We start from the raw sequence: 23,915 nt of genomic DNA on the forward strand, positions 1-23,915 counted from the left end.
CAGCCTGCTCCAAGGGCCGTCCGCTGGAACGCCATGCTGTTAGAACGGCGGCGGATCGCCATCCGGGGCCGATGCCTTCGAGCTTGCTGGTCCGTCGCTTGCGAGCGATCCATCGCCGTCGACCGGCGCGCCGTCAGCCGGTTGTGTACCACCACTCGCCGGGCCCTGGGGACCGACGTCCCGTTCTTCTGGCCCAGAGACGGCGCGACCCCCGAGGGGTGAAACCCACACGATGTCTCCTGCCGCGCCCTGCCTATCCGGATCGATTCGCTTCGCGTCCCATAGCCGGAGGCTCTTGAGCGCATGATGCTTTCGGCAGAGCGCTTGGAGATTGGGAGCATCGGTCGTCCCGCCGTCCTGCCACTCGACCATGTGGTCGATCTCGGCGCGTCGGGCCGGCCGCGAACACCCCGGGAACTGACACGTCCCGTCGCGATACTCGATGAATCGGCGCAGACCCTTGGGCGGCCTGTAGGCCAACCGCCCCAGGGCAAGCGGCACCCCGTTGATGTCCGTGACGAGCCGCTGCCAAGTCGGCGCCGCCACAGCCAGATCTCGGGCCGTCTCGGCGTCGATCGGTCCGTAGCCTTCGAGCGTCGCCGGCTCGTCGTTGGCGCCGAGGAGCGTCTCCGCCGATACGAGCACCACAATCTCCGCCGAAGGGACGGCGTGCCCGACGACCAGCGCCGGTCCAGGCTCCCCCGCTGTGCCCGCTGGAATGCCCGGGCCCATCCCTCGCGCGGCCACTTCGCCTGCGAGCACGAGTTCGGCGAGAGCGTCCGCCCGCAGCTGTGGAAGGGTACGGCCGTCCTCGGGGTCCGCTGCGCGTTGGGCGCGCGCAAGCCCGTCGAGTCGACTCAACGCGGCCAGACCGACCTCTGCTGGCACGAAGGCGCTCAGGGTGCACATCCCATCGGGCTCTGGCCTGACGTAGACGCTCCGATCCCGCACGGCGCGCACTTTACGCTCCCGGATCGATTCGGGGTGCTGCCGCTCGCGAAGCGACCGGACGGCACGACGGAACTCGGGGACCGTCCGCCGCCGACCACTACGGGTCTCGAGCCTGCCCAGAGCCTTGATGCCGAACTCCTCCGCGAGCTCATCGGGGAGGGTTGATGTCTCATCCGTGATGACACGCGCGTGAGCCTCGGTCAGCTCCCCTCCCTCAAGACCGTCGAGCACCGCCAATTGCGCCCCACACAGAGCCTCCGACGACTTCACGAGGCGCGCCGCAGCGAACTCGCTGATCCCTTCGGTCACCGCAACTTCGGAAACGACCAGCGCGTGGGCGACGTCGCCGTCGAACCTCTCCCTTTCGGCCGTCGCGGCCACGCGACGGGCCTCGTCCTCGCACGCAATCCGGATGCGCTCCACCGCGAGGGCCTCGAGCGCGGCAAGAAAGGACCTGGCCCTCCCGATGTCAACGAGCACGCGCCGCGCGTCTTCTCCGGACAGGAGCGACGGATCGGGGTGCCACAGGCGGCCGCGGAGCCGGGAACCTGGGCGGGGAATGAGCGCGACGGCGCCGGACATCTGGAGCTGAGCATCGCTCGCCCCGCCAACAGACGCCTCGCCAGAAGGCACCTCACGCGGCGAGACCCCGCCAGACCCTGCTCCACACGCGTCCCCAGAACCTGACGCACCGTCCTGTTGTGCCATGGATTCACCCATCGACGCCCCCTCATCGAACGTTTCGACTAATCCTATCACACACCAGAGAATAGATCGAAGACATTTTCCACCACCAAGCTGGGAGAGACAGCAAGCCACGAAAGATGGCACACGCAATGCAGAACAGCTCAATCCCCAGAGGACCGGCAAGCCGGCGCCACCTGGCACCAGCGGGCTAGCGCACCCCGCCCACCTCCGCGCTCGCGCGCAGGAACGGCACGAGCTCGTCCAGCACGGGACCTGACGGCGCAAGCGTGGAAGCGTGCGTACGCCCGGGCAGCTCGACAAACCGTGCGTTCGGCATGAGTTCCGCCGCACGCCGGGACTGCTCGAGCCGCGGCACGTCGAGCGTCCCGGCGAAGAGGAGTGCCGGCAGCGTGAGCTCCGCCAGGGCGGACTCGGGCAGCCCCTCCCCCGCCTCGGTGGCCCCGAAATACGCGGCGAGGGCCTCGGCGTCGTTCGCGAGGAAGGCCGCTCGCGTCGACGGATCCAGCACATTCCCCGCAGCCTCGAACCCCTCGGCGAACGCGGCCATCCCGCCTGAACGGATCGCGTCGAGGTAACCGGGGAAGAAGACCTTCTCCACCTCGCCGCGCTGCGACCGGTACGTCCCGCCGAGCGTCGCAAGGCTCACCACCCGATCGGGCGCGCCCGCGGCAAGCGCGAACCCCACGCGCGAGCCGAACGAATACCCCACGACATGCGCCGCGCCGACCCCCGCGGCGTCGAGCACCGTCAGCACGTCCTCCACGACGAGCGGCATCGCGTACGCGCCAGAATCGTGCGGCTTCCCGCTCCGCCCATGCCCGCGCAGATCCAGACGCACCACCGTGAACCCCTCCAAGGCGCGGACGTAGCCGAGCCCACGCCAGATCGCGCGCGACAGGGCAGAGCCGTGAAGAAGGACGACGGCGGGGCCCTCGCCCGAGACGTCAAACGCGAGAGAGGTCCCGTCGGTGGGGTTGATGGTCGTGCTCACCCAGCCACCTTAGTTGCTCCACGACTCACCCCTGCGCGCCACCCGTCGCAGCCAGCTGGCGGCAAGGAGCGCGGCCGCGAAGTCCGCCGCGACAGCCCCGAGCGCGGGGCCGAGATGGCCCGTATGGTCGGCCCCGGCGGCCGAAACGGTTCGGGCGTGCACGTGCCCAGTGCCGGACGGCCCGGCGGGCGCCGCCCCGAGAACGAGCGCCGCGTGGACGAGCGCCATCGCGAGCGACATCCCCACGAGCATCCTGGCGCCACGCACCGTCGGCCGGCGCCACAGACCCCATGCGCACGGCCCGCACCCCGCGGCCATGGCAACGGCCAACGCGGCCATCCACCCGCCATCGGCCGCCATCGCGAGGTGGGCGGCCATCCCGGCGGCCGTCGCCGCGGCGGCCCAGCGCGCGTGACGGACGACGGCGCGTGCCCGCCGCGCGCCGTCGTCCGCGCCTTGCGCCATCGGAATGCGCCGCGGGCGCCGGGCGGCCCCGGCGCCAGCCTCGCCAAGCGCGGATGCCGTCAGTGTCATGGCCCCATCGTGCCGGAAGGGGAACCGGCCGTGCCCCGACGCGGGCGCAGGGCGCTTGTCTCAGAGTGAACGCCTCTTCCCACCCCCAAGGCAGACATATATCCTATAGGATATTCAGTGCACCGATCCGAGAGGGAGTCCCCGATGACGCGACTCTGGAACGAACCGGCGGACTTCGCCGACGAGATGGTAAACGGCTTCGTCCGCGCAAACGGCCGGTGGGTCCGCAAGGTCTACGGCGGCGTCTCGCGCGCCACGGCGTCGGCGGACGCCGAAGTCGCACTCGTGATCGGCGGCGGGAGCGGCCACTACCCAGCCTTCGCGGGACTCGTGGGGCCGGGGCTCGCCCACGGAGCGGCCATGGGCAACCTGTTCGCGTCCCCGTCGGCCCACCAGGTCGAATCCGTCGCGCGTGCGAGCAACCGTGGCCGCGGGGTCCTGCTGAGCTACGGCAATTACGCGGGCGACGTCCTGCATTTCACCGAGGCGCAAGAGGCGCTCCGCGCGGACGGGATCGACTGCCGCAGCGTGGCGGTCATCGACGACATCTTCTCCGCCGGCCCAAATGAGCTCGAGAAGCGGCGGGGCATCGCGGGCGACCTCACCGTGTTCAAGATCGCGGGCGCGGCCGCCTCACTCGGCTACGACCTCGACGGCGTCGAGCGGGCGGCGCGCCACGCGAACCTCCGCACGCGTTCCATGGGCGTCGCGTTCACCGGCTGCACGATGCCGGGAGCGGACGAGCCACTGTTCTCCGTGCCCGAGGGGCGCATGGCCGTGGGCCTCGGCATCCATGGGGAGCCTGGGCTCGCGGAGACCGCGATTCCGACGGCGAACGGCCTCGCCGAGCTCTTCGTCGAGCGGCTCCTCGATGACGCCGAGGTGCCCGAGGGCGCCACGACGGCGGGCGGCGGCGTCGTGCCGATCCTCAATGGGCTCGGCTCGGTCAAGTCCGAGGAGCTCTTCGTCGTCTACGCCCGCGTGGCCGAGCTCGCGGAGGCGCGCGGCCTGACCCTCGTGGACCCGCAGGTCGGGAATTCTGCACGAGCTTCGACATGGCGGGCGTCTCGCTCACCTTCTTCTGGCTCGACGACGAGCTCGAGCGGCTCTGGCTCGCCCCCGCGGACACGCCCGCCTTCCGCACCGGGACGTTCGACGGCGCCGCGCTCGAGGCGGTCGCGGACGACGGCGACCAGGCCGCCGAGCGGACCGTCCCCGCCGCGAGCGAGGAGTCGCGCGACGCGGCCCTGCGGATCGCGGCCATGCTGGGCGCAGTCAGGGATGTCGTCGACGAACACGCGGACGAGTTGGGCCGGCTCGACGCGATCGCGGGCGACGGCGACCACGGCATCGGCATGCAGCGCGGGGCGCGCGCCGCCGCGACCGAGGCCAGCGACGTCGCGGCCCTCGGCGCGGGCGCGCGGACCCTCCTGACGAGCGCCGGCGACGCGTGGGCCGACCGCGCGGGCGGCACCTCGGGCGCGCTGGGGCGTCATCCTGCGCACGCTCGCCTCGCACGTCGCGGACGACGCGCGGGTCTCACCCGGGCAGCTCGGCGCCGGCCTGAGCGCGGCCTCCGACGCCGTCATGGCGTACGGGAAGGCGCAAGTCGGAGACAAGACCCTCGTAGACGCACTCGTGCCGTTCGCGAACACGCTCGCCGAGGGCCTCGCGGCCGGATCCGAGCTCCCCGCGGCGTGGGAGGCCGCCGCGAAGGCAGCGACGAAGGCCGCCGAGGACACCGCCGGCCTCCTACCCGGCAAGGGGCGCGCGCGCTCCCACGGCGAAAAGGCCCTCGGCGTGGCGGATCCCGGCGCCGTCTCGCTCGCCCTCATCGCGACCACCGTCGGCGAGCGCCTCGCTCGCGGCTGAACCGCACTACCCATGAGACATACCCAGGAGGAGACAGCAATGCCACAGTGGAGAATCGTCGTCGGCTCCGATGACGCAGGCTTCGAGTACAAGGAAGCCCTCAAGAAAGACCTCGAGGCGAGCGGACTCGTCGCATCCGTCACGGACGTCGGCGTCGCGGCGGACGGGCACACGAACTACCCGACGATCGCGACGACGGCCGCCGAGATCGTGGCCCGCGGCGACGCCGACCGGGCCCTGCTCATCTGCGGGACCGGCCTCGGCGTGGCCATCGCGGCCAACAAGGTGCCGGGCATCCGGGCCGTCACGGCGCACGACGCGTTCTCGGTCGAGCGCGCGGTCCTCTCGAACAACGCGCAGGTGCTGTGCATGGGTCAGCGTGTGATCGGGCTCGAACTCGCGCGGCGCAACGTCCGCGAGTGGCTCACGTACGAGTTCGACGAGACGAGCCGATCGAATGAGAAGGTCCAGGAGATCTGCGCGTACGAGGGCGTGTAGTGGCGCGATACCTCATCGGCGTGAGCCTGAAGATGTACTTCAGCCACGCCCGGACGGTCGAGTGGTGCCGGGCGGTGGCCTCCATCGCGCGGCATCACCCCGCCGTGCAGTCCGGCGCCGCCGAGCTGTTCGTCATCCCGACGTACCTCTCGGTGCCCGCGGCGCTCGAACTCCTCGGCGACGCCGTGCTCGTGGGCGCCCAGGACCTTGCGACCGAGGACGCGGGCGCCTTCACGGGCGAGGTCAGCGGGGCCGAGATCGCCGAGCTCGGCTGCCGCGTCGTCGAGGTGGGGCACGCCGAGCGCCGGAGCGTATTCGGCGAGACGGACCGCGTGGTGCGCGCCAAGACCGCGGCCGCGCTGCGCAACGGGCTGACCCCCGTGCTGTGCGTCGGCGAGGAAGTCGCCGGCGACCCCGCGGCGGCGGCGCGGGAGTGCATCCGCCAGCTCGACGACTCGCTCGTCTCGGCTCGCGACGCTGGGCAAGCCGCTGCCTACCCGCGCCTCATCGTCGCGTACGAGCCGCGCTGGGCCATCGGCGCCGCCGAACCCGCGGACCCCGAGCACGTCCGGGCCGTGTGCGCGGCGCTCCGCGAGCACGTCCTGGGCCTGACAGACTTCCCCGGATCTGCGGTCATCTACGGCGGGAGCGCCCGGCCGGGGCTCCTACCGGCCGTGGGCGACGACGTCGACGGGCTTTTCCTAGGGCGCTTCGCCCACGATCCGTCGGCGCTCGCGGCGATCCTCGACGAGGTCAGTAGCTTCAATTAGACCAGCGCCCTCACGACGGCGGCCCGGCCGGCCTAGGCGCCTGGCGTAACCGCCACTGGCGTACCCGCCACTGGCCTAACTGCCACTGGAGCTGGGCTCGCGGGGTGGTCCTGGACGTAGGTCGTGAGGTCGTCGAGAGTCTGCGTCATGTGCGCGTCCATCGCGTCTCGAGCGGCACGCGAATCCCGGGTCTCGAGGGCCTCCAGGACGGCCTCGTGCATCGTGATGGCGTGTTCCTGGATCTCCGGAACCTTCGACGTCTCGGTGCGGCGGGCCTCGAGGACACGGTGGAGGGGCTGGAAGACGGCGGTCAGGAAGACGTTGCCCGACGCCTCGAGAATCACGTCGTGGAACGCGAGGTCCGCCGCGACGAACTCCTCGAGGTCCCCCTCCGCACGAGCCGATCGCATGGCCGCAACATGCCCGCGCATTCGGGCCACGTAGGCCTCGGTCATGCGCGGCGCAGCGAGGGCGGAGGCGCCCGTCTCGAGCATGCGCCGCAGCTCAATGAGCTGGATCGCGGCCGCATCGTTGCCCACCTGTTCCTGCGCAGCTCGCAGCAGGGCCTCGAGCGAATTCCACTGGTCGACGGCGTTGACGAACGTGCCGCGCCCGCGCTGAACGCTGAGGATCCGCTGCGCCTCGAGCGTCTTCATCGCCTCGCGGACGGTCATGCGGCTGACCTCGTGCTGCGCGGACAGCTCGAGCTCGCCAGGCACGAGCGTTCCCGGGGGAAACTCCCCCGCCACAATCCGATCCAGCAGGTCGTCGGCCACCTCGCCGACGAGCGACTTGCGAGCCATCGTTCTCCGTCCGTCGTTCCCACCGTGAGTCTATGGTCCCGGATTTCGAGCCCCACGGAGTGTTGCGCCAACGCCGTGACCCATGCCACGATATGTCAGACATCTTACCAAAACCCTCCCAAGCGACACGATGAGGTGCCCGTGATCCTGGAGCACGAACTGCTCTCGACCTTCCCTGCCGACACCCCCGTCCCGGCCCGACTCGTGGCCGACGCCGTCGCCTCGTCCGGCCGCGTGCTCGTGGTCCTCGATGACGACCCGACGGGAACGCAGTCCGTCGCGGACCTTCCCGTTCTCACCAGCTGGGAGCTCGACGACTTCCGCTGGGCGTTCGAGAACCGCATCGACGGGAAGCGTGCAGCTGCCGTCTACGTCCTCACCAACACGCGCAGCCTCGATCCGAGCGAAGCCGCCGAGCGGAATCGCCACGTCGTCGAGAATTCGCTCGCCGCCGCCCGAGAGGCCGGTGTCGAGCTGGCCTTCACGAGCCGGAGCGACTCGACGCTGCGCGGACACTTCCCGCTCGAGCCGGACACGATCGCGGACACGGCGCGCGAGCTCGACCGCCGCCCCACGGACGGCGTCGTCATCGTCCCGGCCTTCCCGGATGCCGGCCGCGTGACGATCGGCGGCACCCACTACGCCCGGACCGCCGACGGCGCGCTCACCCCCGTCGCCGAGACCGAGTTCGCTCGCGATGCGACGTTCGGCTACGCGCATTCGGTGCTCGCTGACTACGTGGAGGAGAAGTCGGGAGGCCGCTACCAAGCCGCCGACGCCATAGTCCTCGACCTCGGACTGCTCCGCACCGGCACGCCCCCGGAAAGCGCCACGGCGATCGCGGATGCCCTCGAGGGCGCCACCCAGCGCACCCCCATCGTGGCCGACGCGGTCACGGAGAACGACCTCCGCCGTCTGGCTCTCGGCCTCGACGAGGCGGAGCGTCGCGGCAAGAAGCTCGTGTACCGTGTCGGGCCGCCGTTCGTGCGTGGCCGGATCGGCCAGGAGGTGCGCGAGCCGCTGGGTCCCGACCAAGCGGTCGGCGCCGACGCGCCGCGACACGGCGGACTGGTCGTGGTCGGCTCCCATGTCGGGCTCACGACGCGTCAGCTCGAGGCGCTCCTGCGCCGGCACCGCGCGCTCAAGGTGGTCGAGCTCGACGTCGAACGCCTCCTCGCGGGGGACGATGCCCACGTCGCCGCGACGGCCGAAAGGGTCACGGCGGCACTCGCGGTGGGCGACGTCGTCGTCCACACGAGCCGTTCGCTCGTGACCGCCAGCGACCCGGCCGGAAGCCTCGCCATCGCCCGGAAGGTCTCAGGCGCGCTTGTCGACGTCGTGCGGCGCACCCTCGCCGCCTCCCGCCCGCGCTTCGTCGTCGCGAAGGGCGGCATCACGTCCTCCGACATAGCGGCCCATGGCCTGCAGATCAGGCGCGCGATCGTGCGCGGCCCCATGCTGCCCGGCATCGTCTCCCTGTGGGAGCCCATGGAGGGCCCGGCCCAAGGCATCCCGTATGTCGTCTTCGCCGGGAACGTGGGCGACGACGAGTCGCTCGCGGACGTCGTCGAGAAGCTCAGCGCGAGCATGTCAGCGCCCACGGCCCGCGAGACCGCCCCTGACGCCAGCTACACCGTTGCGATCCTCGGCCTGGGTGCCATGGGGCTGCCGATGGCCTCCCGGCTCGCCACGGGCCTCACCGTCAACGGCTTCGACATCGCTCCCGAGCGCCTCGAGCTCGCGCGCGCCGCGGGTGTCTTGACGTTCGCCTCCGCCCGCGAGGCCGTGGCCGGGGCCGACGCCGTCCTTCTCGCGGTGCGCAACGGCGCCCAGCTCGAGGACGTGCTGTTCGGCGAGGCCGGAGTGGCCGGCAGCCTCACGCCCGGCGCCGTCGTGATCCTCACGAGCACCGTCGGCACGGGCGCCGTCCCGGCGACCGCCGAGCGCCTCGCGGAGCTCGGCGTCGAACTCGTGGACGCGCCCCTCTCTGGCGGCCCGGCCCGGGCCGGCAAGGGCGACCTGCTCGTCGTCGTCGGCGCCTCCCCCGCCGCCCGGGACCGCGCCCGGCCGGTTCTCGATCTCCTCGCCTCGACCCTCACAGTCGTGGGCGACCGCGCAGGCGACGGCCAGGCCCTCAAGACTGTCAACCAGCTCCTGTGCGGCGTCCACATCGCCGCCGCGGCGGAGGCACTTGCCCTCGCCGATGCGCTGGGCCTCGACCGGGAGAAGACGCTCGCGGCCCTCACCGCCGGCGCGGCCGGCTCGTTCATGCTGGGCGACCGCGGTCCCCGCATGCTCGAGGCGTACGACGACGGCGGCTCGCCCGTGCTGAGCAGGCTCGACATCTTCGTCAAGGACTTGGGCATCGTGGGGCGCGCGGCCCGAGAGGCGGCGCTCGCGACGCCCGTCGCGGCGGCGGCCGAGCAGCTCTTCCTCCTCGGCCAGGCGGCTGGGCTCGAGGCGGCGGACGACTCCGCGGTCATCAGGGTCGTGGCCCCCGAACGGCGCGGGGCAAGCTAGCCGGCCGCCAGCAGCACTCTCGGGCCCGGCGCGGCCCTTGACCCAGCGAGTGATTCCGAGCACTATATATCCTATAGGATCTACGATCATTCCCGATCTGCCGATGCAAACAGTCCACCGATGCAACGGAGCACCATGCCGGAGAACCGCCCTCCCTACACCGCCGAAACCTGGCCGATCGCGACATGCCTCCACGGCTTCGCGGCGCGCGACGCCAACGGCGTGAGCCTGCACGACGCCTCCCCCGAGGTCTGGGACGACATGTTCGCCCAGATCGAGGACGTGGGCTTCACGCTCGCCGAGCTCGCTGACAGCCACGTGCGGCCCGCAGACCTGGAGCCCTCGCGCCGTGACGAGTTCCTCGCAATCGCCGCGTCCCACGGCGTGGGCATCCCGTCCGTGCACCTCCAGCGGCAGAGCGTCATCATGCCCGGTCACGACGAGCGGAACCTCGCCTACGCGCACCGCACCATCGACGCCGCCGCCGAATGGGGCATGCAGGTGTTCTCGACCGGACTGCACCAGCCGTTCAGCGACGCGCAGCGCAGGGCGCTCTGGTTCTGGACCGCCGAGGGGCCGAAGGATCCGGACGATCCCGAGATGTGGGACCTCGCCGTCCGTCGCATCCGCGAGCTCGGCAAGCACGCCGCGGAACTCGGGCTGCCCGTCGCGCTCGAGCTGTACGAGGACACGTACCTCGGCACGGCAGACAGCGCCGTGCGCTTCGTCGAGGAGGTGGGCCTCGACAACGTGGGGCTCAACCCGGATGTCGCGAACCTCATCCGCCTGCACCGGCCCGTCGAGGACTGGCGCGAGCTCTTCGCCAAGACGCTCCCGTACGCGAACTACTGGCACGTCAAGAACTACTCGCGCGACGAGTCCGCGGACGGCACCTGGGCGACGTCGACGCCGTCGACCATGGAAGCCGGCCTCATCAACTACCGCCAGGTGTTCCGCGACGCCGTCAAGCTCGGCTTCAGCGGCATCATCCTCGCCGAGCACTACGGAGGCGACAGCCTCGGCGTGTGCGCGGCCAACCAGAAGTACATCCGCACCCTGCTGCCCAAGGCCTGACGGCCCCCAAGCAGCCCGGTCCAAAGGAGGACTCCAATGACTCTCCGCAGAATCGCCGTCGTCGGCTCCGGCTATATGGGAGGCGGCATCGCACAGTCGCTCGCCCTTGCCGGCGCCACCGTCAAGATCGCCGACATCAGCGAGGAAATCGCCAAGAAGAACTATGACCGGCTCCTCGCCGAGGCTGCCGACTTCGCCGAGCAGGGCCTCTTCCCGGCCGACGCCGTCGAGCGCATCGAGGCGAACCTGACGGCTGCTGCTTCGATCGAGGAAGCCGTCGCGGACGCCGACTTCATCGAGGAGGCCGTCCCGGAGAAGATCGAGATCAAGCACGAGACGCTCCGCCGGATCAGCGCCGCCGCGCGCCCCGACGCGATCATCGGCTCGAACACGTCGACGATTCTCATCGGCGCCCTCGCCGAGGCGGTCGAGCGGCCCGAGCGGTTCCTCGGCGTGCACTTCTCGAACCCCGCGCCGTTCATCCCCGGCGTCGAGCTCATCCCGCACGCCGGGACGGACGGTGCGATCCTGCCTTTCGTCGAGGAACTCGTCGCGACGACCGGCAAGGAGACGGCGCGGGTCAAGGACGCGACCGGCTTCGTGCTCAACCGGCTCCAGTACGCGCTCTTCCACGAGGCAACCCAGATCGTCGAGGAGGGCATCGCGACCCCGGACGACATCGACACGATCGTCCGCACGACGTTCGGCTTCCGCCTCCCGGCGTTCGGCCCGTTCGCGATCGCGGACATGGCCGGGCTGGACGTCTACTCGTTCTGCTACGCGTCGCTCCAGACCCGCTGGCCCGAACGATTTGCGACCCCGGAGTCCCTCCGCGAGCTCGTCGACGCCGGGAAGTTCGGCACCAAGTCCGGCGCGGGCTACCTCGACGTGCCCGCCGAGCGGATCCCCGAGCTCGTCGCCTACCGGAACAAGGCCTACGTGGCCATCAAGAAGCTCATGGACGAGCTCGGCCCCGCGCCCATCAACTAGCCGATCAACCAGGAGAACCACGCACATGACTGCCTTTCCCGAATCCCGCACCGTTGTCCTGACTGGCGCCGCGTCCCCGCGGGGCATCGGCCGCGCGACCGCGCACTACCTCGCCGAACGCGGCTGGAACATCGGCATCGTCGACCTCGAGGCTGAGGCCGCGAAGCGCGTCGCCGAGGAGATCGCGCTCGAGCACGGCGTCGCCGCAGCCGGCGCTGGTGCGGACGTCTCGAACGAGGCCCAGGTCCGCGCGGCGTTCGACGAGCTCGAGGGCGCCCTCCCCCAGATCGTCGCGCTCGTGAACCTCGCGGGCGTCTCCTCCCCGGTCCCGTACCTCGAGGTCACCGCCGACGAATGGAACCGGGTCATGGGCATCAACATGAACGGCGTCCACTACGCGACGCGCCGGGCCGCCGAGTCGATGGTCAGGAACGGCGTGGGCCGCGTGGTGAGCCTCTCCTCGGTGTCCGCGCAGCGCGGCGGCGGAACGTACAGCAAGACGGTCTACTCCGCCGCGAAGGCGGGCGTGATCGGCTTCTCCCGCAGCGTCGCGCGCGAGCTCGGCCACGAGGGCGTCACGGTCAACGTCATCTCCCCGGGGCCCATCGACACGGACATCATGGGCGGCACCCTCACCGAGGAGCGCAAGGAGAAGATGGCGGCCGACGGCGTGCTGCCGCGCATCGGGACCCCGCGCGACATCGCCGCGGCCATCGCCTACCTCATCAGCGAGGACGCCGGCTTCGTGACGGGCCAGACCCTGAACGTCGACGGCGGGCTCTACATGCACTGAGCCGGGCAGGCGGCCCGGGCCGGCAGGAAAGCCGGGTCGGGCCGCTAGGCCGGTTCGGGCAGCCCGAAAGGAGAACCCGTTGTGAAATCCCTCTTCGGCACGTGGTCGAAGTCACGGTTCGCGTTCCTCGCGATCGGGATCGTGTTCGTCGTCTTCGGTGTCGTCACGATCGTGCAGGGCCGCTAGGCCTTGCGCCCGCGGCCTCGTACCCCGAGCGCCGCACAGCACCACAGCACCACCCTTGCACCGCCAGCAACGCACCCGCACCATCACTCAAGCAACGTTCAACCCACAAGGGTCAACCCCCAAAGGTTCATCTCAAAGGAGAGCTGACGTGTCCCCATCCGCCGAGCGGACTCTTGCACCATCCCTGCAGGACGGCGCGCTCAAGTCCGCCATCTCGAAGGCAGCGCGGCATCTCATGCCGATGCTCGTCATCCTCTATTTCGTCGCGTTCCTCGATAGGACGAACGTCGGCTTCGCCGAGGCCGCCCTCCGCATGGACCGCGGCGTCAGCGATGGCGCGTTCGCGCTCGGAGCCGGCATCTTCTTCATCGGCTACGCGCTGTTCGAAGTGCCGAGCAACCTCCTCCTCAAGCGCTTCGGCGCGCGGTTCTGGCTCGCCCGGATCGCGATCACGTGGGGCATCGTCGCGGCCGCCTTCGCGTTCACGACCAACGACACGATGTTCACGACGCTGCGCTTCCTGCTCGGTGTGACCGAGGCCGGACTCTTCCCGGGCGTCATCATGTTCCTCGCGGAGTGGTTCCCCAACAAGGTCCGCGTGCAGATGTTCGCGATCTTCTACTTGGCCCAGCCGTTCTCGCAGATGATCGGCGCGCCGCTGAGCGGCGGGCTCATCAGCTTCGGCGACGCGCTCGGCTTCGCCCGGGGCTGGCAGGTCATGTTCTTCGTCGAGGGCCTCCTCGCCGTCGTGGCGGGCATCGCGTCACTGTTCTTCCTCACGAACAGCCCGGCCAAGGCGAAATTCCTCGACGACGATGAGAAGGCGGCGCTCTCGGGTGCCATGGCCATCGAGGACCGCGTGCGCACCGAGGACGGCCCGAACGGCATCTGGCGTGCGATGGCGAACTGGAAGGTCTGGTACTTCACGGTCATCTACTTCGCTCTGCAGATCGCCGTCTATGGCACCACGTTCTACCTGCCGCAGCAGGTCGCGGGGCTCCTCGGCAAGAAGGTGGGCTGGGAGGTTGGCCTGATCTCGGCGATCCCGTGGTTCGTCGGCCTCTTCGCGTGCTACTTCCTGGGCAAGGCCGCGCACACCATCGCGCGACGCCGGAACTGGGGCTCCCTGCTCTACATCGGCACGGGCGTGTTCATCCTCGCCTCGGGCTGGGCGGGAGCGAACAACCAGCCGCTCCTCGGCATCCTTTTCATCACCCTGGCCGTCGCGAGCTTCCTCACGGTCGGCCCGATCACGTGGGCCTACCCGACCTCGTTCCTCACCGGGGCTGCCGCCGCTGCGGGCATCGGCCTCATCAACTCGCTGGGCAACCTCGGTGGCTTCGTCGCGCCGCTCATGCGCACGAGCATCAACGAAGCGTTCAAGACGAGCAGTGGCGTGTGGGGCGTTGTCTCCCTCGGCGTCTTCGCCTTCCTCGCGGCGCTCATGATGTACCTGACCAAGCACTTCCGTGCCGCCAAGTCGGACGACTTCCTCGAGGAGGCCGCGACTCCGCACCACTGATCAGCCCGGTACTAATTGGCCGACCCACCACCCGACGCGGGCCGCCAGCCTAGGCTGGCGGCCCTGCCCCATCCGATAGGATTTTCCGCATGCCAGCCCTCTCCGGTGGCCGCCGGCCAGCCAATCGTCAGCTCTTGGCCGACTACGTCTACCAGGAGCTCCTCGCGTCGCTCATGGACGGGCGGCTCGAGCCGGGCTCGGGCATCGGAATCGACCGCATGGCGGCTGAACTCGAGGTCTCGCAGACCCCCATCCGCGAGGCGCTCGCTCGGCTCGAGGCGACCGGCCTCGTGCGCCGCGAGGCCCTCAAGGGGTATCGCGTCGCGCCGCTCTTCACGGCCGAGGAGCTCGGCGAGCTCATGGAGGCGCGCGCCGTGATCGAGCCGCCGATGACCGAGAGCGCGTGCGCGCACGTCACCCCGGAACTGCGCGCCGAGCTCCAGCGGGCCGTCGACGATCTCCGCGGCGCCCCGACCGGCCCCACGTTCGCGGAGTACGGCGCGTACTGGGAGGCCGACGAACGCTTCCACCGCCTCATCGCCGAGCACGCCCACAACCGCTTCCTGCTCAACGCATACAACGCGCTCGGCGGGCAGGTGCAGCGCTTCCGGTTCTTCGGCGACCTCGGCGTGACCGATGCCGAGCACGCGATCGCCGAGCACACCCGGATCCTCGAGGCGTTCGAGGCGGGCAGCCCCCTGCGCGCCCGCGAGGCCATGCTCGAGCACATCTCGAACGTGCGCGGCCGCGCGCTCAAGGACGCGAGCTCGGCCCCCAAAAGTCCCCTGCAGCAGGCCTAAGCCGACGCGCGCCTGAGCAACAACAGACGACGGCGACCCTTCCCGCGCGGGGAGGGTCGCCGTCGTCTGTTGGGCTGGCTCAGTCCTCGCGGTGCAGGAATTCGCGCACGCGGGCCCGGAGCGGGTCGCGGTCGTAGCTGTTCACAAGGGCGCCGGCCATGCGGACCGGATCGCCGAAGAAGAAGTACTCGTAGAGCGCCTGCCGGCCCGCGAAGCCCGTGACCGAGGCGTCATAGGCGAGCTTGAAGAGCCGGATCCGCTCCCGGCCCGTGAGCGACTTGCCCTGGAGGTACATCTCGATGTCGTCGCGGGCCACGTCGAGATCGGCCTCGCCCGGAAGCCCCATGAGGCCCGACGCGCAGAACTTGCGGATGATCTCGGGGTAGCGCTGGGAGACCTTCGGGTACCAGTTGCGCGCCGCGTTGAGGGTGGGCCAGTGCGGGAGCATGACGCCGTCGTCGTTGAGCTCGGCCTGCGCCTCGGCGGCGACGATGAACGCCTTGCCAATCTCGACGTTGCGGATGAGCTCCGCGAGGTCCTCCTGGATGTGCTGGAAGCCGTCGATGCCGATCATCGCCGCGATCTCCGACGCGAGGCCCAGGAAGAACTCGCTCTTCGCGAGCGTGCGGGTCACGACCTGGTGCGTCATGAGCGCCGCGGCGCCCGTCTCGGAGTACCACTGGTTGCAGAGCTCAGGGTGGCCGAGCATGAAGACGCGCTCGTTCGGGACGAAGACGTTGTCGAAGACGACGACCGCGTCGAGCTCCTCGAAGCGGCTCGCGAGCGGCTCGTCGTGATGACTCCCGCCGTGGTAGAGCCCGGTGCGGCACAGGTAGTGCAGGCCCGGGGCGTCGTTGGGGATGGCGACCGCGAACGAATACGGCGCGTCCTCCGGCGTGGCCCGCAGGAGCGTCGACGGGAACACGAGGAGCTCGTCCGCGATCGGCGCGATGGTCGCGAGCATGCGCGCGCCGTGGATCACGACGCCGTCGGGCCGCTCTTCGACGACGCGCGCCGCGAGCTGGCCGCCGAGCTGCTCGGAGCCCGAGACGGAGCGGTTGGCCTGCGGCGGGATGAGCGTGTGGGTCGCGAGGAGATCGTTCTCCCGCGCGAACTCGTAGTACGCCTCGATGCGCTCGCCGTAGACCGGATCGGTCTGGGCGAAGAACTTCTTGGCCGCGCCGAGGGCCGTGAGCGCCGAGTTGAGGTAATCGCCCGTGCGGCCCAGGAAGCCGTTCGAGTACGTGGCCCACACCGACATGGCCCCGCGGCGCCTGACGAGGTCCTCCTTGGTGCGCGGCACGAGGAACGCGGCGTTGACGGGGTCCCCCGTGGTCGGCGACGGATACGTGAGCCTGTCCCGGAACTCGGGGTCGTGCTGGAGGTCGAAGAGCTTCGCGTACGTGAGCGCGAGGCCCCGGAAGGACGGGTGCTCGGTGAGGTTCTCCGAGACGATCTCCCCGTCGATCACGAGGTGGGGGCGCATCGCGTTGAGCTTGTCGAGGAACTGCTGACCGGTCCGGATACCCATGATGTCTCTCCAGTGAGGGTGGGTGGGGTGGTGGGCGGGTGTGGGTGGTGGGTGGGTGACGGTGATGGGTGGGTGGGTGACGGTGATGGGTGGGTGGGTTCGGGTCTTGGGCGGGTTCGGGGTTCCTGGGCGCCGGCCCGTCAGAGCAGGTCTTCGACGCCGAGCTGGCTCTCGGGGATCGTCGTGAAGCGGCCGCTCGCGAACGCGAGGGCGTCCCCGGAGCGGTAATTGAAGTCGACGACCTCGCCCAGGTACAAGGTGTGGTCCCCGCCGTCGTACGCTGCCCACGGCGTGCACTCGAAATAGGCGAGGACGCGGCTCAGCCGAGGGGCCACAGGCCCCTCGACCCACTCGGGTTCGACGCCCGGCCTGCCCGCGAAGTGCAGGGCCAGGGCCTGCTGCTCGGCACCGAGGATGTTGACGGTGAACGGGCGGCCGGCGAGCTCGTCGTGTGCTCTCGTGTTGCGCGCAATGCTCACGAGGACGAGCGGCGGCTCGAGCGAGACCGACGTGAAGGAGTTGACCGTGATGCCGTGCCGCTTGCTGACGCCGTCGAACGTCACGATCGCCACGCCCGTCGCGAAACGCCCCAGGCTGCCGCGGAAATGGAGCGCGCGGGGGCGGCTTGTGTTGCCGTGCCGTCCAGGGACTGCGGGCTGCGCGATCATGGCCGCTACCTCCTTGGGGCACTCTGTCCGGCCGGAAGGGTGTTCTCCGATCCAGACGATATTGTCCAATTCCAACAGTGCATTCTATAATAGAACACAATGTCCCAATATCGAACATTCTCACTGTAGAGGACCGTTCCCCTCCCCCACAAGAGCCTATGACGATCGCCGCCACCCGGCGATGGAAGGAGCAGCGCATGCCGCGGACACCGGAGACGGCGGCCCATTCCCAGACGCTCTCCCGCGGCCTCCGGGCCCTCGAGGTCTTGGCCGACTCACGCACGCCGCTCACGATCGCCGAGGTCGCCGAGTCGCTCGGGCTCCACCGTTCGATCGCGTACCGAATCATCCGCACCCTCGAAGACCACTCGCTCGTCGAGCGGGACGATTCGGGCCGGCTCCAGCCGGGGGCTGGGCTCGCCGTGCTGGCGCGCGGCGTCGCGCGAGACCTCCAGTCCGCCGCGGCGCCCGAGCTCGGGCGGATCGCCGACGAGCTCGGCATGACGGCGTTCGTGGTGGTGTGGGACCACGCCGAGGGCGTGACCCTCGCCACCGCCGAGCCACGCCACAACGGCACGGCGATCGCCCAGCGTCCCGGCTCGCGCCACAGCATCGGCTCGGGCGCGCCCAGCATCGCCATCCAGTCCGCGGTCGGGCGTGCGGAGTGGGAGCAGCGCATGCCCGAGATCCCTTATCGGCCTGAGGCAGACGAGGCGCGATCGCGCGGTTATGCCGTGAGCCACGACGAGGTCATCCCCGGCGTATTCGCGGTGGCCGTCCCCATTCAGCCGGCCCGGCAGCGGCCGGCCGCGCTCGCCGTCGTCCATCTGGGGCCGAACGTCGACGCGGAAGCGATCGGCGGGACGCTCCAGGCCGCGGCCCGGCGGATCGCGGACGCGATCAGCTGACCCTCGTTGCGCCGTCACGTCCGCAGGGTGCGCACCCTGCGGACGTGACGGCGCAACCTTAGCGGCGGCGCATGACGGCGACGGCCCCACCGAGCGCCGCCAGCACGGCAGCCGCGCCGACCGGCGTCGCGAACGCGGCCACCGAGCCACCGGACTGGGCGAGGTGCCCGCCGATCGCCGAGCCGAGGGCCGTCCCTGCGACGATCCCGCTCGCGAGGGCCGTCATGACCGTGCTCGTGCGGCCCGCGGGCGCAAGCCGCCCGCCGATCCCGAAGACGGTCACCATGATGGGCCCCACGGGGATGCCCGTCAGGAGCAGCGCCGCGGCCATGGGCGCGACGCCGTCCGGCGCGAACAGCGTGAGGCTGAACGCGAGCATCGTCAGCGCGCACGCGAGCCACCGCGCGGGGAGGCGGAACCGCTGCGGCCACGCGGCAACACTCAGCGCCGCCACCGCCGAGGTGAGCCCCATCGCCGCGTACAGGAGCCCTCCGAGCTCCGGCACCCCGTGCTCGCCCGAGAACGCGGTGAGTGCAGCCTGCGTTCCGCCGAAGAACGTGCCCATGGCGAGCATTCCGGCAACCGGCACGAGCACCACCGCCCACTCGCGTGGACGCACGGGGGCGAGGTCGCGCCGCGCCACAGGGCGGACCGCAGCCGCGGTGGGATGGAGCGCGAAGGCCGTCACGAGCGTCAGCGTCAGGGCCGCCGCGACGGCGAGCGGGACCCATGGCGCGAGGGCGGCGCCGAGCACGCCCACGAGCGCGGGCCCGAGGACGAACGTGACCTCGTCCGCCGTGCCCTCATAGGACAGGGCGGCGTCGAGCTCGAGGGCGCGGAGCGTGCGGCCCTCAGTGAGTCCCATCCAGTGCGCCCGCGCGAACGGGCCGACCTGGGGCGTCGTGAGGCCCGAGGCGAGAGCGGCCGCGACGACCGGGACGGAGCTTGCGGCGGCGAGGCCTCCAGAGGGGAAGGACGTGAGGACGACGGCGAGAATCGCCGCCGTGTTGAGCGCGGCGGCCGCGAGGAGCACCCGCGGCTGGCCCACGCGGTCGGCGAGCGCGCCAAGAACCGGCGCACCCATGGCGGAGCCGATGCCGACGGCGCCCGCGGCGAACCCGCCGAGGGCATACGAGCCTGAGACGACCGAGACGAGGGTGAGCGTGCCGAGCGTGAGCATCGCGAGCGGGAGGCGCGCGAAGAGTCCCAACGGGAGGAACGAGGGGCCGGCCAGATCAGGCAGGATCTTGTAGCGGGCCAGGACGGAAACGCGGATCGACAACGTGGGTACGCCTCTTCAACTGCGCGACGTCCCTGCCTCCCGTCGCGCCGAACCCGGCAACTCTTCCATAGTACCGGGCGCTGTGGGTGGTGGGGTCAGACCGCGTCCCCGCCGGCCACGACCTCGAGGCTCGAGCCCGAGCGGCCCTTCGTGACCCGGATCTGCGCCGGGATCCTCTGCTTGAGCTCGGGCACGTGGCTGACGAGCCCCACGGTCCGGCCGCCGTCGCGGAGCCCCTCGATGGCCTCCATGACTTGCTCGAGGGTCTGCTCGTCGAGTGATCCGAAGCCCTCGTCGACGAAGAGCGTCTCGATGTCCACTCCCCCGGACTCGTGCTGGACGACGTCCGCGAGGCCGAGCGCGAGTGCGAGCGAGGCCATGAAGGACTCCCCTCCCGAGAGCGTCGCAGGGTCGCGCCGCTGGCCGGTCCACGCGTCCATGATCTCGAGTCCGAGCCCCGACGCCGCGCCGCGGGCCGCAAGCGCGTCGGTGTGCTCGAGGCTGAACCGCCCGTCGCTCATGACGTCGAGCCGCTCGCTCGCCGCGACGGCGACCTGCTCGAGCCGCGCCGCGAGGACGTAGCGGTGCAGGGACATGCGGAGGCGGTTCTCGCCACTTCCGCGAGCAGTTCGCTGGAGCTCGTCGAGCAGCTCACGCTCGGCGCGGTCGCTCGTGAGCGCCGGGAGCGCCGCGCTGAAGTCGCCCCGCAGCCGCTCGCATCTGGCCTGCGACGCCCGGGCCGAGTGCTCCGCCGTCTGGGCGGCCGCGAGCCGCGCCTCGGCGCGGCGCAGATCGTCCCGGCACGCTGCGAGCCGCGCCGCGAGGTGTCCGGCGCTCGGCGGCCCCGCCGTGCCGGCGGCCAGCTCGGTAATGGCCAGCTCGGTAACGGCCTGCACAGGAACAGCCTGCTCGGCAACAGCGTGCTCGGCAACAGCCTTCTCGGCTTCGAGCGCGCGGACCGAGGCCGCGGACGAGAGCAGTCCCTCGATGGTCCGCTCCTCCGCGCGATGACCATCCACGGCGCGGCGCAGCATTGCGGCCTCGGCTTCGTCGAGCAACGCGGCGCGCGCCGCGGAGGCGTCCGCGAACGGGCTCCCGGAAAGCGCGCGCGAGAGCTCGCCCTCCGCCTCGGTGAGCCGAGCCCGCTCTCCCACGGCGCGCGCCGCCGCGTCGGCGAGCGGCTCAAGTGCCCGGACGATCGCCGTGAGCGCGGCGTGCCGGGCGCGGAGGCTGCCCCAGCCCTCGCGCCACCGTTCAAGATCAACGCGGCGGCGCTCGACCTCGCGCTCGAGGCGCGCGGACGTGCTCTCGGCCAGGGCCAGCGACGTCGAGGCCGCCTCCCGCTCGGCTGCTGCCGCCCGCCGTCGGACGTCGAGCGTCTCGAGCCGCCGTGCCGCGGCCACGAGCTGGGTCTGAGCCTCGCGGGCGAGCCGCAGCGCGGCCCCGGCCTCGTCGGCCCCTCGCGCGGCTTTCTCGGGATCGGCGTCGCCGCCTCGCGCGGTGGCGGCCGCGACCGCGGACTGGGCCTCGGCGAGGGCCGACGCCGCGGCCTGCTCTCGCTCGGCGGCACGCTCGGCAGCGTCCGCCGCGCCCCGCTCACGGTCCACGAGGCGAAGCGGATCCTCGTCACCAACGGCCGGATGGGGATGGTCCGCGGATCCGCACACGGGGCACGGCGCCCCAGACTCGAGACCCGCTGCCAGCTCGTACGCGGTGTGGGCGAGCCGCTCCTCCCGGAGGTCGAGCCACTCGCTCCTCAACGAGACGGCCGCCTCTCGCAGCTCGCCATGGCGTTCATGGGCCGCGGCGCGGCGGGCCGCAGCCTCCACGAAGTCCTTCACGGCATCCAAGACCCCCGTCGCCGCGTCGAAGTCCCGCTCCGCCCCCGGCCCCAACGCGGCGATGGACTCGAGCCGGGCGCGCTCGGCCGTCAGGTGGTCGGCGCTTCGAGCGAGCTCCGCGAGCTCGAGGTCAAGCCGAGCCACCGCCCCGCGCTGCCGGCCGGCCTCGGACACGGACTCGGTGTGCTCGGCCTTGAGCTGCTCGAAGGCCTCCTCGAGCGGGGTCTGCTCCTCGAGCACGGCAGCCTGCGAGCGGGCGTCGCCGGCCTCCGAGCGCAGCTCGCCCGGGGACGGTTCCCGCGATGTCGGGCCCTCCCAACCCGCGGCCACCGCGACGCCGAACGCGTCCCCGAACTCCTCCTCCGCCTCCAAGGTGGCTGCTGCGGCACGGCGTTCGCCGTCGAGCTCGGGCCGCAGAGCACCGGCGGCGGCCGCTCGGTCGAGCCGCTCGACCCGCTCCGCGTGGAGCGGAGCGTCCGCCTCCCACCGCGCGCGCCGCTCGCGGGCTGAGGCGAGCTCCGCGGCGTCGTCAACGGCGCGTCGGCACGCCTCCTCGGCGGAGCGGGCCAGACTCACGCCATCCCGCGCCGCGGCGATCTCGGCACCCGCGCGCTCCGCAAGCCCGGCGAGGCGGTCAATCGCCCACGCGAAGCGCACCTCGACGGCGCCGCCATCAAGCGGGCCAGCGTCGTCGACCGGGGACGCGCCGGGGACCGGCCCTGCACCACAAGGCTCGGGCTCGGCCGCTACGTCCGGGATGCTGCCTGCGAAGAAGCCGTTCGGCTCGGGCGCGGCCAGTTCGGCCTCGAGCTGCCGTACGAGCAGCCTCGCCGTGAGCTCCGACTTCGCGGCGCGGGCCTCGGCGTCCTGCGCCATGGCCGCGAGCTGCGCCTCGATCTCGCCGAAGCGCCCCGTCGAGAACAGGCTCTCGAGGAGCTTCTCCCGCTCCTTCGGATCGGCCCGGAGGAACGCCGCGAACTCCCCCTGCGGGAGCATCGCAACGCGCGTGAACTGCTCGCGGTCCATGCCGAGCACACCCCGCAGGACGTCCGATGCCTCGTCGTTGCGCGAAGACAGCGCCTGCCACTCACCACCGACGAGTTCGCGGAGGTGCGTGCTGGCCTGCTGCGTCGTGAAGCCGTTCTTGGCCCGGGCGCTCGGGCGCTCCCATGCCGGCGTCCGGCGCACTTCGAAGCGCCGCCCCTGAGCGCTGAATTCGAGGACGGCCTCGGGCTGCGCGCCCGCGTCCGCGTGATGGCTCTTGAGCGACTTGCTTCCCTGGCGGGCGCCGGGCAGCCCGCCGTAGAGCGCGAAGCACACGGCGTCGAGCACGCTCGTCTTGCCCGCGCCCGTGGCGCCGTTGAGCAGGAACAGCCCGTGCTCGGCGAGTGCGTCGAAATCGACGGACTGACGGGAGGCAAACGGGCCGAAGGCCTCAATCTCGAGACGGTGGAGCCTCATCGCGCCGCCTCGGACAGCCGCACGGCGTCGAGCGCGCCCTCGAGCGCGGCGCGCTCGTCCTCGCTGGGGCCGCGACCGCGCACGTGGTCGAAGAAGCCGCAGCAGACGTCGAGGTCGTCGCGGGCCGCGGCGAGGCGCCCGCTGTAGCTCGTGCTCGCCCGCTCGGGCCCGCCTTCCGGGTCGAACTGCAGTGAGAGCGTGAGCGGGAAGCGCGAGCGGAGCCGCTCCATGGCGCGCTGCGGGCGCTCGGCGTCCGTGAGCGTGACCTGGCAGCACGCGCCCTCGGCCTCCGCGAGAGCGGGGTCGGCCAGCAGCTCGTCAAGGGTTCCGCGAAGCACCGCGAGGCGGTGGCTCGTGGACCAGCCGACCTCGCTCACGGACTCGAGGCCCCCGGCCTCGAACTCGAGAAGCCACACGCCCTTCGGCTGGCGCGCCTCACCGAAGGAATACGCGAGCGGCGAGCCCGAGTAGCGCACTCCGTCGGTGAGCCGCTGGCGTCCGTGCAGATGGCCGAGCGCCGTGTAGTCGACGCCCTCAAACGCCTCGACAGGGACGACGTCGAGCCCGCCGACGGCAAGCGCCCGCTCGCTCTCGGCGGGGACGCCGCCGGACGCGAAGGTGTGGGCCATGACCACGGAGTGCAGGGCCCCCACACCCGCGGCCGAACGCTCGCCGCGCCGGCGGCCGAGGTCGGCACGGATCCGCCCGACGGCGGCGCGCGTCACGGCGGAATGTCCCGCACCCTCCACGCCGAGTGCGTCCGCGACGAGGCGAGGCTCAAGGTACGGGACGCCGTAGACGGCGACCGCGAACTCGCCGGAGCCGTCGAGGATCACGGGATCGGCGAGCTCCTCGACGCGCGTCCGAACGTGGACCCCGGCGCGCTCGAGCAGGCGGGCCCCAAAGCCGAGCCGGACCGCCGAATCGTGGTTCCCGCTCGTGAGGATGACGCGCGCGCCCGCCTCCGTGAGGCGCACGAGCGTCCGGTCGAGGAGCGCGACGACGTCCACGCCCGGGAGGGCCCGATCGTAGACGTCCCCCGAGACGAGCACCGCCTCGACTTCCTCGGCGGCGACGAACTCCACGAGGCCGTCAAGCCACTCGCTCTGGGCAGCGAGCAGCCCGAGACCGTGGAACGACCGCCCGAGGTGCCAGTCCGAGGTGTGCAGGATCTTCATGGAAAAAAGCTAGCGGGTGGCACCGACATTCTTC

Annotated in this window: 18 protein-coding genes and 2 pseudogenes; 11 read left to right on the top strand and 9 right to left on the bottom strand. The window is 71.3% G+C overall.

Features of this window, described 5'->3' with window-relative positions:
* Positions 1 to 39: 39 nt before the first annotated feature.
* The 3 genes from ACOKR1_RS13530 to ACOKR1_RS13540 form a co-directional block, all read right to left on the bottom strand.
* Entirely contained in the window at positions 40 to 1,584 is a 1,545-nt protein-coding gene (locus ACOKR1_RS13530; protein WP_422933537.1) for a DUF222 domain-containing protein, read from the bottom strand.
* Between the two features lie 262 nt (positions 1,585 to 1,846).
* Entirely contained in the window at positions 1,847 to 2,650 is an 804-nt protein-coding gene (locus ACOKR1_RS13535; RefSeq protein ID WP_422933538.1) for an alpha/beta fold hydrolase, read from the bottom strand.
* Positions 2,651 to 2,659: 9 nt separating this feature from the next.
* The gene (locus tag ACOKR1_RS13540; protein ID WP_422933539.1) at positions 2,660 to 3,184 is read right to left on the bottom strand and encodes a hypothetical protein; all 525 of its coding nucleotides are present in this window, start codon (positions 3,182 to 3,184) and stop codon (positions 2,660 to 2,662) included.
* A gap of 144 nt (positions 3,185 to 3,328) precedes the next feature.
* On the opposite strand from ACOKR1_RS13540, the pseudogene ACOKR1_RS13545 reads away from it, so the two are divergent.
* From ACOKR1_RS13545 to ACOKR1_RS13555, 3 genes and pseudogenes are all read left to right on the top strand, one after another.
* Positions 3,329 to 5,056: pseudogene (locus ACOKR1_RS13545) on the top strand (dihydroxyacetone kinase family protein).
* A gap of 39 nt (positions 5,057 to 5,095) precedes the next feature.
* Positions 5,096 to 5,554 carry a ribose-5-phosphate isomerase gene (locus ACOKR1_RS13550; protein WP_422933540.1) on the top strand — a complete coding sequence of 153 codons (459 nt, stop codon included), beginning with the start codon at positions 5,096 to 5,098 and terminating at the stop codon, positions 5,552 to 5,554.
* A gap of 20 nt (positions 5,555 to 5,574) precedes the next feature.
* The gene (locus tag ACOKR1_RS13555) at positions 5,575 to 6,324 is read left to right on the top strand and encodes a triose-phosphate isomerase family protein (RefSeq protein WP_422933541.1); all 750 of its coding nucleotides are present in this window, start codon (positions 5,575 to 5,577) and stop codon (positions 6,322 to 6,324) included.
* Between the two features lie 32 nt (positions 6,325 to 6,356).
* Here the strand turns inward: ACOKR1_RS13555 and ACOKR1_RS13560 are convergent, their stop codons facing one another.
* Entirely contained in the window at positions 6,357 to 7,127 is a 771-nt protein-coding gene (locus ACOKR1_RS13560) for a FadR/GntR family transcriptional regulator (RefSeq protein WP_422933542.1), read from the bottom strand.
* Between the two features lie 141 nt (positions 7,128 to 7,268).
* On the opposite strand from ACOKR1_RS13560, the pseudogene ACOKR1_RS13565 reads away from it, so the two are divergent.
* The 7 genes and pseudogenes from ACOKR1_RS13565 to ACOKR1_RS13595 all read left to right on the top strand — a co-directional run.
* Positions 7,269 to 8,717: pseudogene (locus ACOKR1_RS13565) on the top strand (four-carbon acid sugar kinase family protein); the annotation flags it as partial.
* Positions 8,715 to 9,647 carry an NAD(P)-dependent oxidoreductase gene (locus tag ACOKR1_RS13570; RefSeq protein ID WP_422936650.1) on the top strand — a complete coding sequence of 311 codons (933 nt, stop codon included), beginning with the start codon at positions 8,715 to 8,717 and terminating at the stop codon, positions 9,645 to 9,647. The pseudogene ACOKR1_RS13565 and the gene ACOKR1_RS13570, both read left to right, overlap by 3 nt.
* A 120-nt stretch (positions 9,648 to 9,767) precedes the next feature.
* Positions 9,768 to 10,721 (top strand): sugar phosphate isomerase/epimerase family protein, encoded by a 954-nt coding sequence (locus tag ACOKR1_RS13575; RefSeq protein WP_422933543.1) that lies wholly within the window; start codon positions 9,768 to 9,770, stop codon positions 10,719 to 10,721.
* Between the two features lie 36 nt (positions 10,722 to 10,757).
* Positions 10,758 to 11,711, top strand: coding sequence for a 3-hydroxyacyl-CoA dehydrogenase family protein (locus ACOKR1_RS13580; RefSeq protein ID WP_422933544.1), 954 nt, complete (start codon positions 10,758 to 10,760; stop codon positions 11,709 to 11,711).
* Positions 11,712 to 11,736: 25 nt separating this feature from the next.
* Positions 11,737 to 12,504: an SDR family NAD(P)-dependent oxidoreductase gene (locus ACOKR1_RS13585; RefSeq protein ID WP_422933545.1), complete on the top strand. Its 768-nt coding sequence runs from the start codon at positions 11,737 to 11,739 to the stop codon at positions 12,502 to 12,504.
* Positions 12,505 to 12,838: 334 nt separating this feature from the next.
* The gene (locus ACOKR1_RS13590) at positions 12,839 to 14,212 is read left to right on the top strand and encodes an MFS transporter (RefSeq protein WP_422933546.1); all 1,374 of its coding nucleotides are present in this window, start codon (positions 12,839 to 12,841) and stop codon (positions 14,210 to 14,212) included.
* An 89-nt stretch (positions 14,213 to 14,301) separates the two neighbouring features.
* Positions 14,302 to 15,012, top strand: coding sequence for a GntR family transcriptional regulator (locus ACOKR1_RS13595; RefSeq protein ID WP_422933547.1), 711 nt, complete (start codon positions 14,302 to 14,304; stop codon positions 15,010 to 15,012).
* A gap of 79 nt (positions 15,013 to 15,091) precedes the next feature.
* Here the strand turns inward: ACOKR1_RS13595 and hpaB are convergent, their stop codons facing one another.
* Both hpaB and ACOKR1_RS13605 read right to left on the bottom strand, forming a co-directional pair.
* The gene (gene hpaB, locus ACOKR1_RS13600; RefSeq protein ID WP_422933548.1) at positions 15,092 to 16,543 is read right to left on the bottom strand and encodes a 4-hydroxyphenylacetate 3-monooxygenase, oxygenase component; all 1,452 of its coding nucleotides are present in this window, start codon (positions 16,541 to 16,543) and stop codon (positions 15,092 to 15,094) included.
* Between the two features lie 140 nt (positions 16,544 to 16,683).
* Positions 16,684 to 17,211 carry a flavin reductase family protein gene (locus ACOKR1_RS13605; protein WP_422933549.1) on the bottom strand — a complete coding sequence of 176 codons (528 nt, stop codon included), beginning with the start codon at positions 17,209 to 17,211 and terminating at the stop codon, positions 16,684 to 16,686.
* Positions 17,212 to 17,408: 197 nt separating this feature from the next.
* Here ACOKR1_RS13605 and ACOKR1_RS13610 point away from each other — a divergent pair, with 197 nt between their 5' ends.
* Entirely contained in the window at positions 17,409 to 18,119 is a 711-nt protein-coding gene (locus ACOKR1_RS13610; RefSeq protein WP_422933550.1) for an IclR family transcriptional regulator, read from the top strand.
* Positions 18,120 to 18,177: 58 nt separating this feature from the next.
* Here ACOKR1_RS13610 and ACOKR1_RS13615 read toward each other — a convergent pair whose 3' ends face one another.
* The 3 genes from ACOKR1_RS13615 to ACOKR1_RS13625 form a co-directional block, all read right to left on the bottom strand.
* Positions 18,178 to 19,395, bottom strand: a complete 1,218-nt coding sequence (locus tag ACOKR1_RS13615; RefSeq protein ID WP_422936651.1) for an MFS transporter — start codon at positions 19,393 to 19,395, stop codon at positions 18,178 to 18,180.
* Between the two features lie 101 nt (positions 19,396 to 19,496).
* Entirely contained in the window at positions 19,497 to 22,703 is a 3,207-nt protein-coding gene (locus ACOKR1_RS13620; RefSeq protein WP_422933551.1) for an AAA family ATPase, read from the bottom strand.
* On the bottom strand, positions 22,700 to 23,881 hold the full coding sequence (locus ACOKR1_RS13625; RefSeq protein ID WP_422933552.1) for an exonuclease SbcCD subunit D: 1,182 nt from the start codon (positions 23,879 to 23,881) through the stop codon (positions 22,700 to 22,702). The genes ACOKR1_RS13620 and ACOKR1_RS13625 overlap by 4 nt, the downstream gene beginning before the upstream one ends.
* Positions 23,882 to 23,915 lie beyond the last annotated feature (34 nt).

The sequence above is a fragment of the Sinomonas sp. P47F7 genome (genome assembly GCF_049332655.1).
In the GTDB taxonomy this organism is placed as follows: Bacteria; Actinomycetota; Actinomycetes; order Actinomycetales; family Micrococcaceae; genus Sinomonas.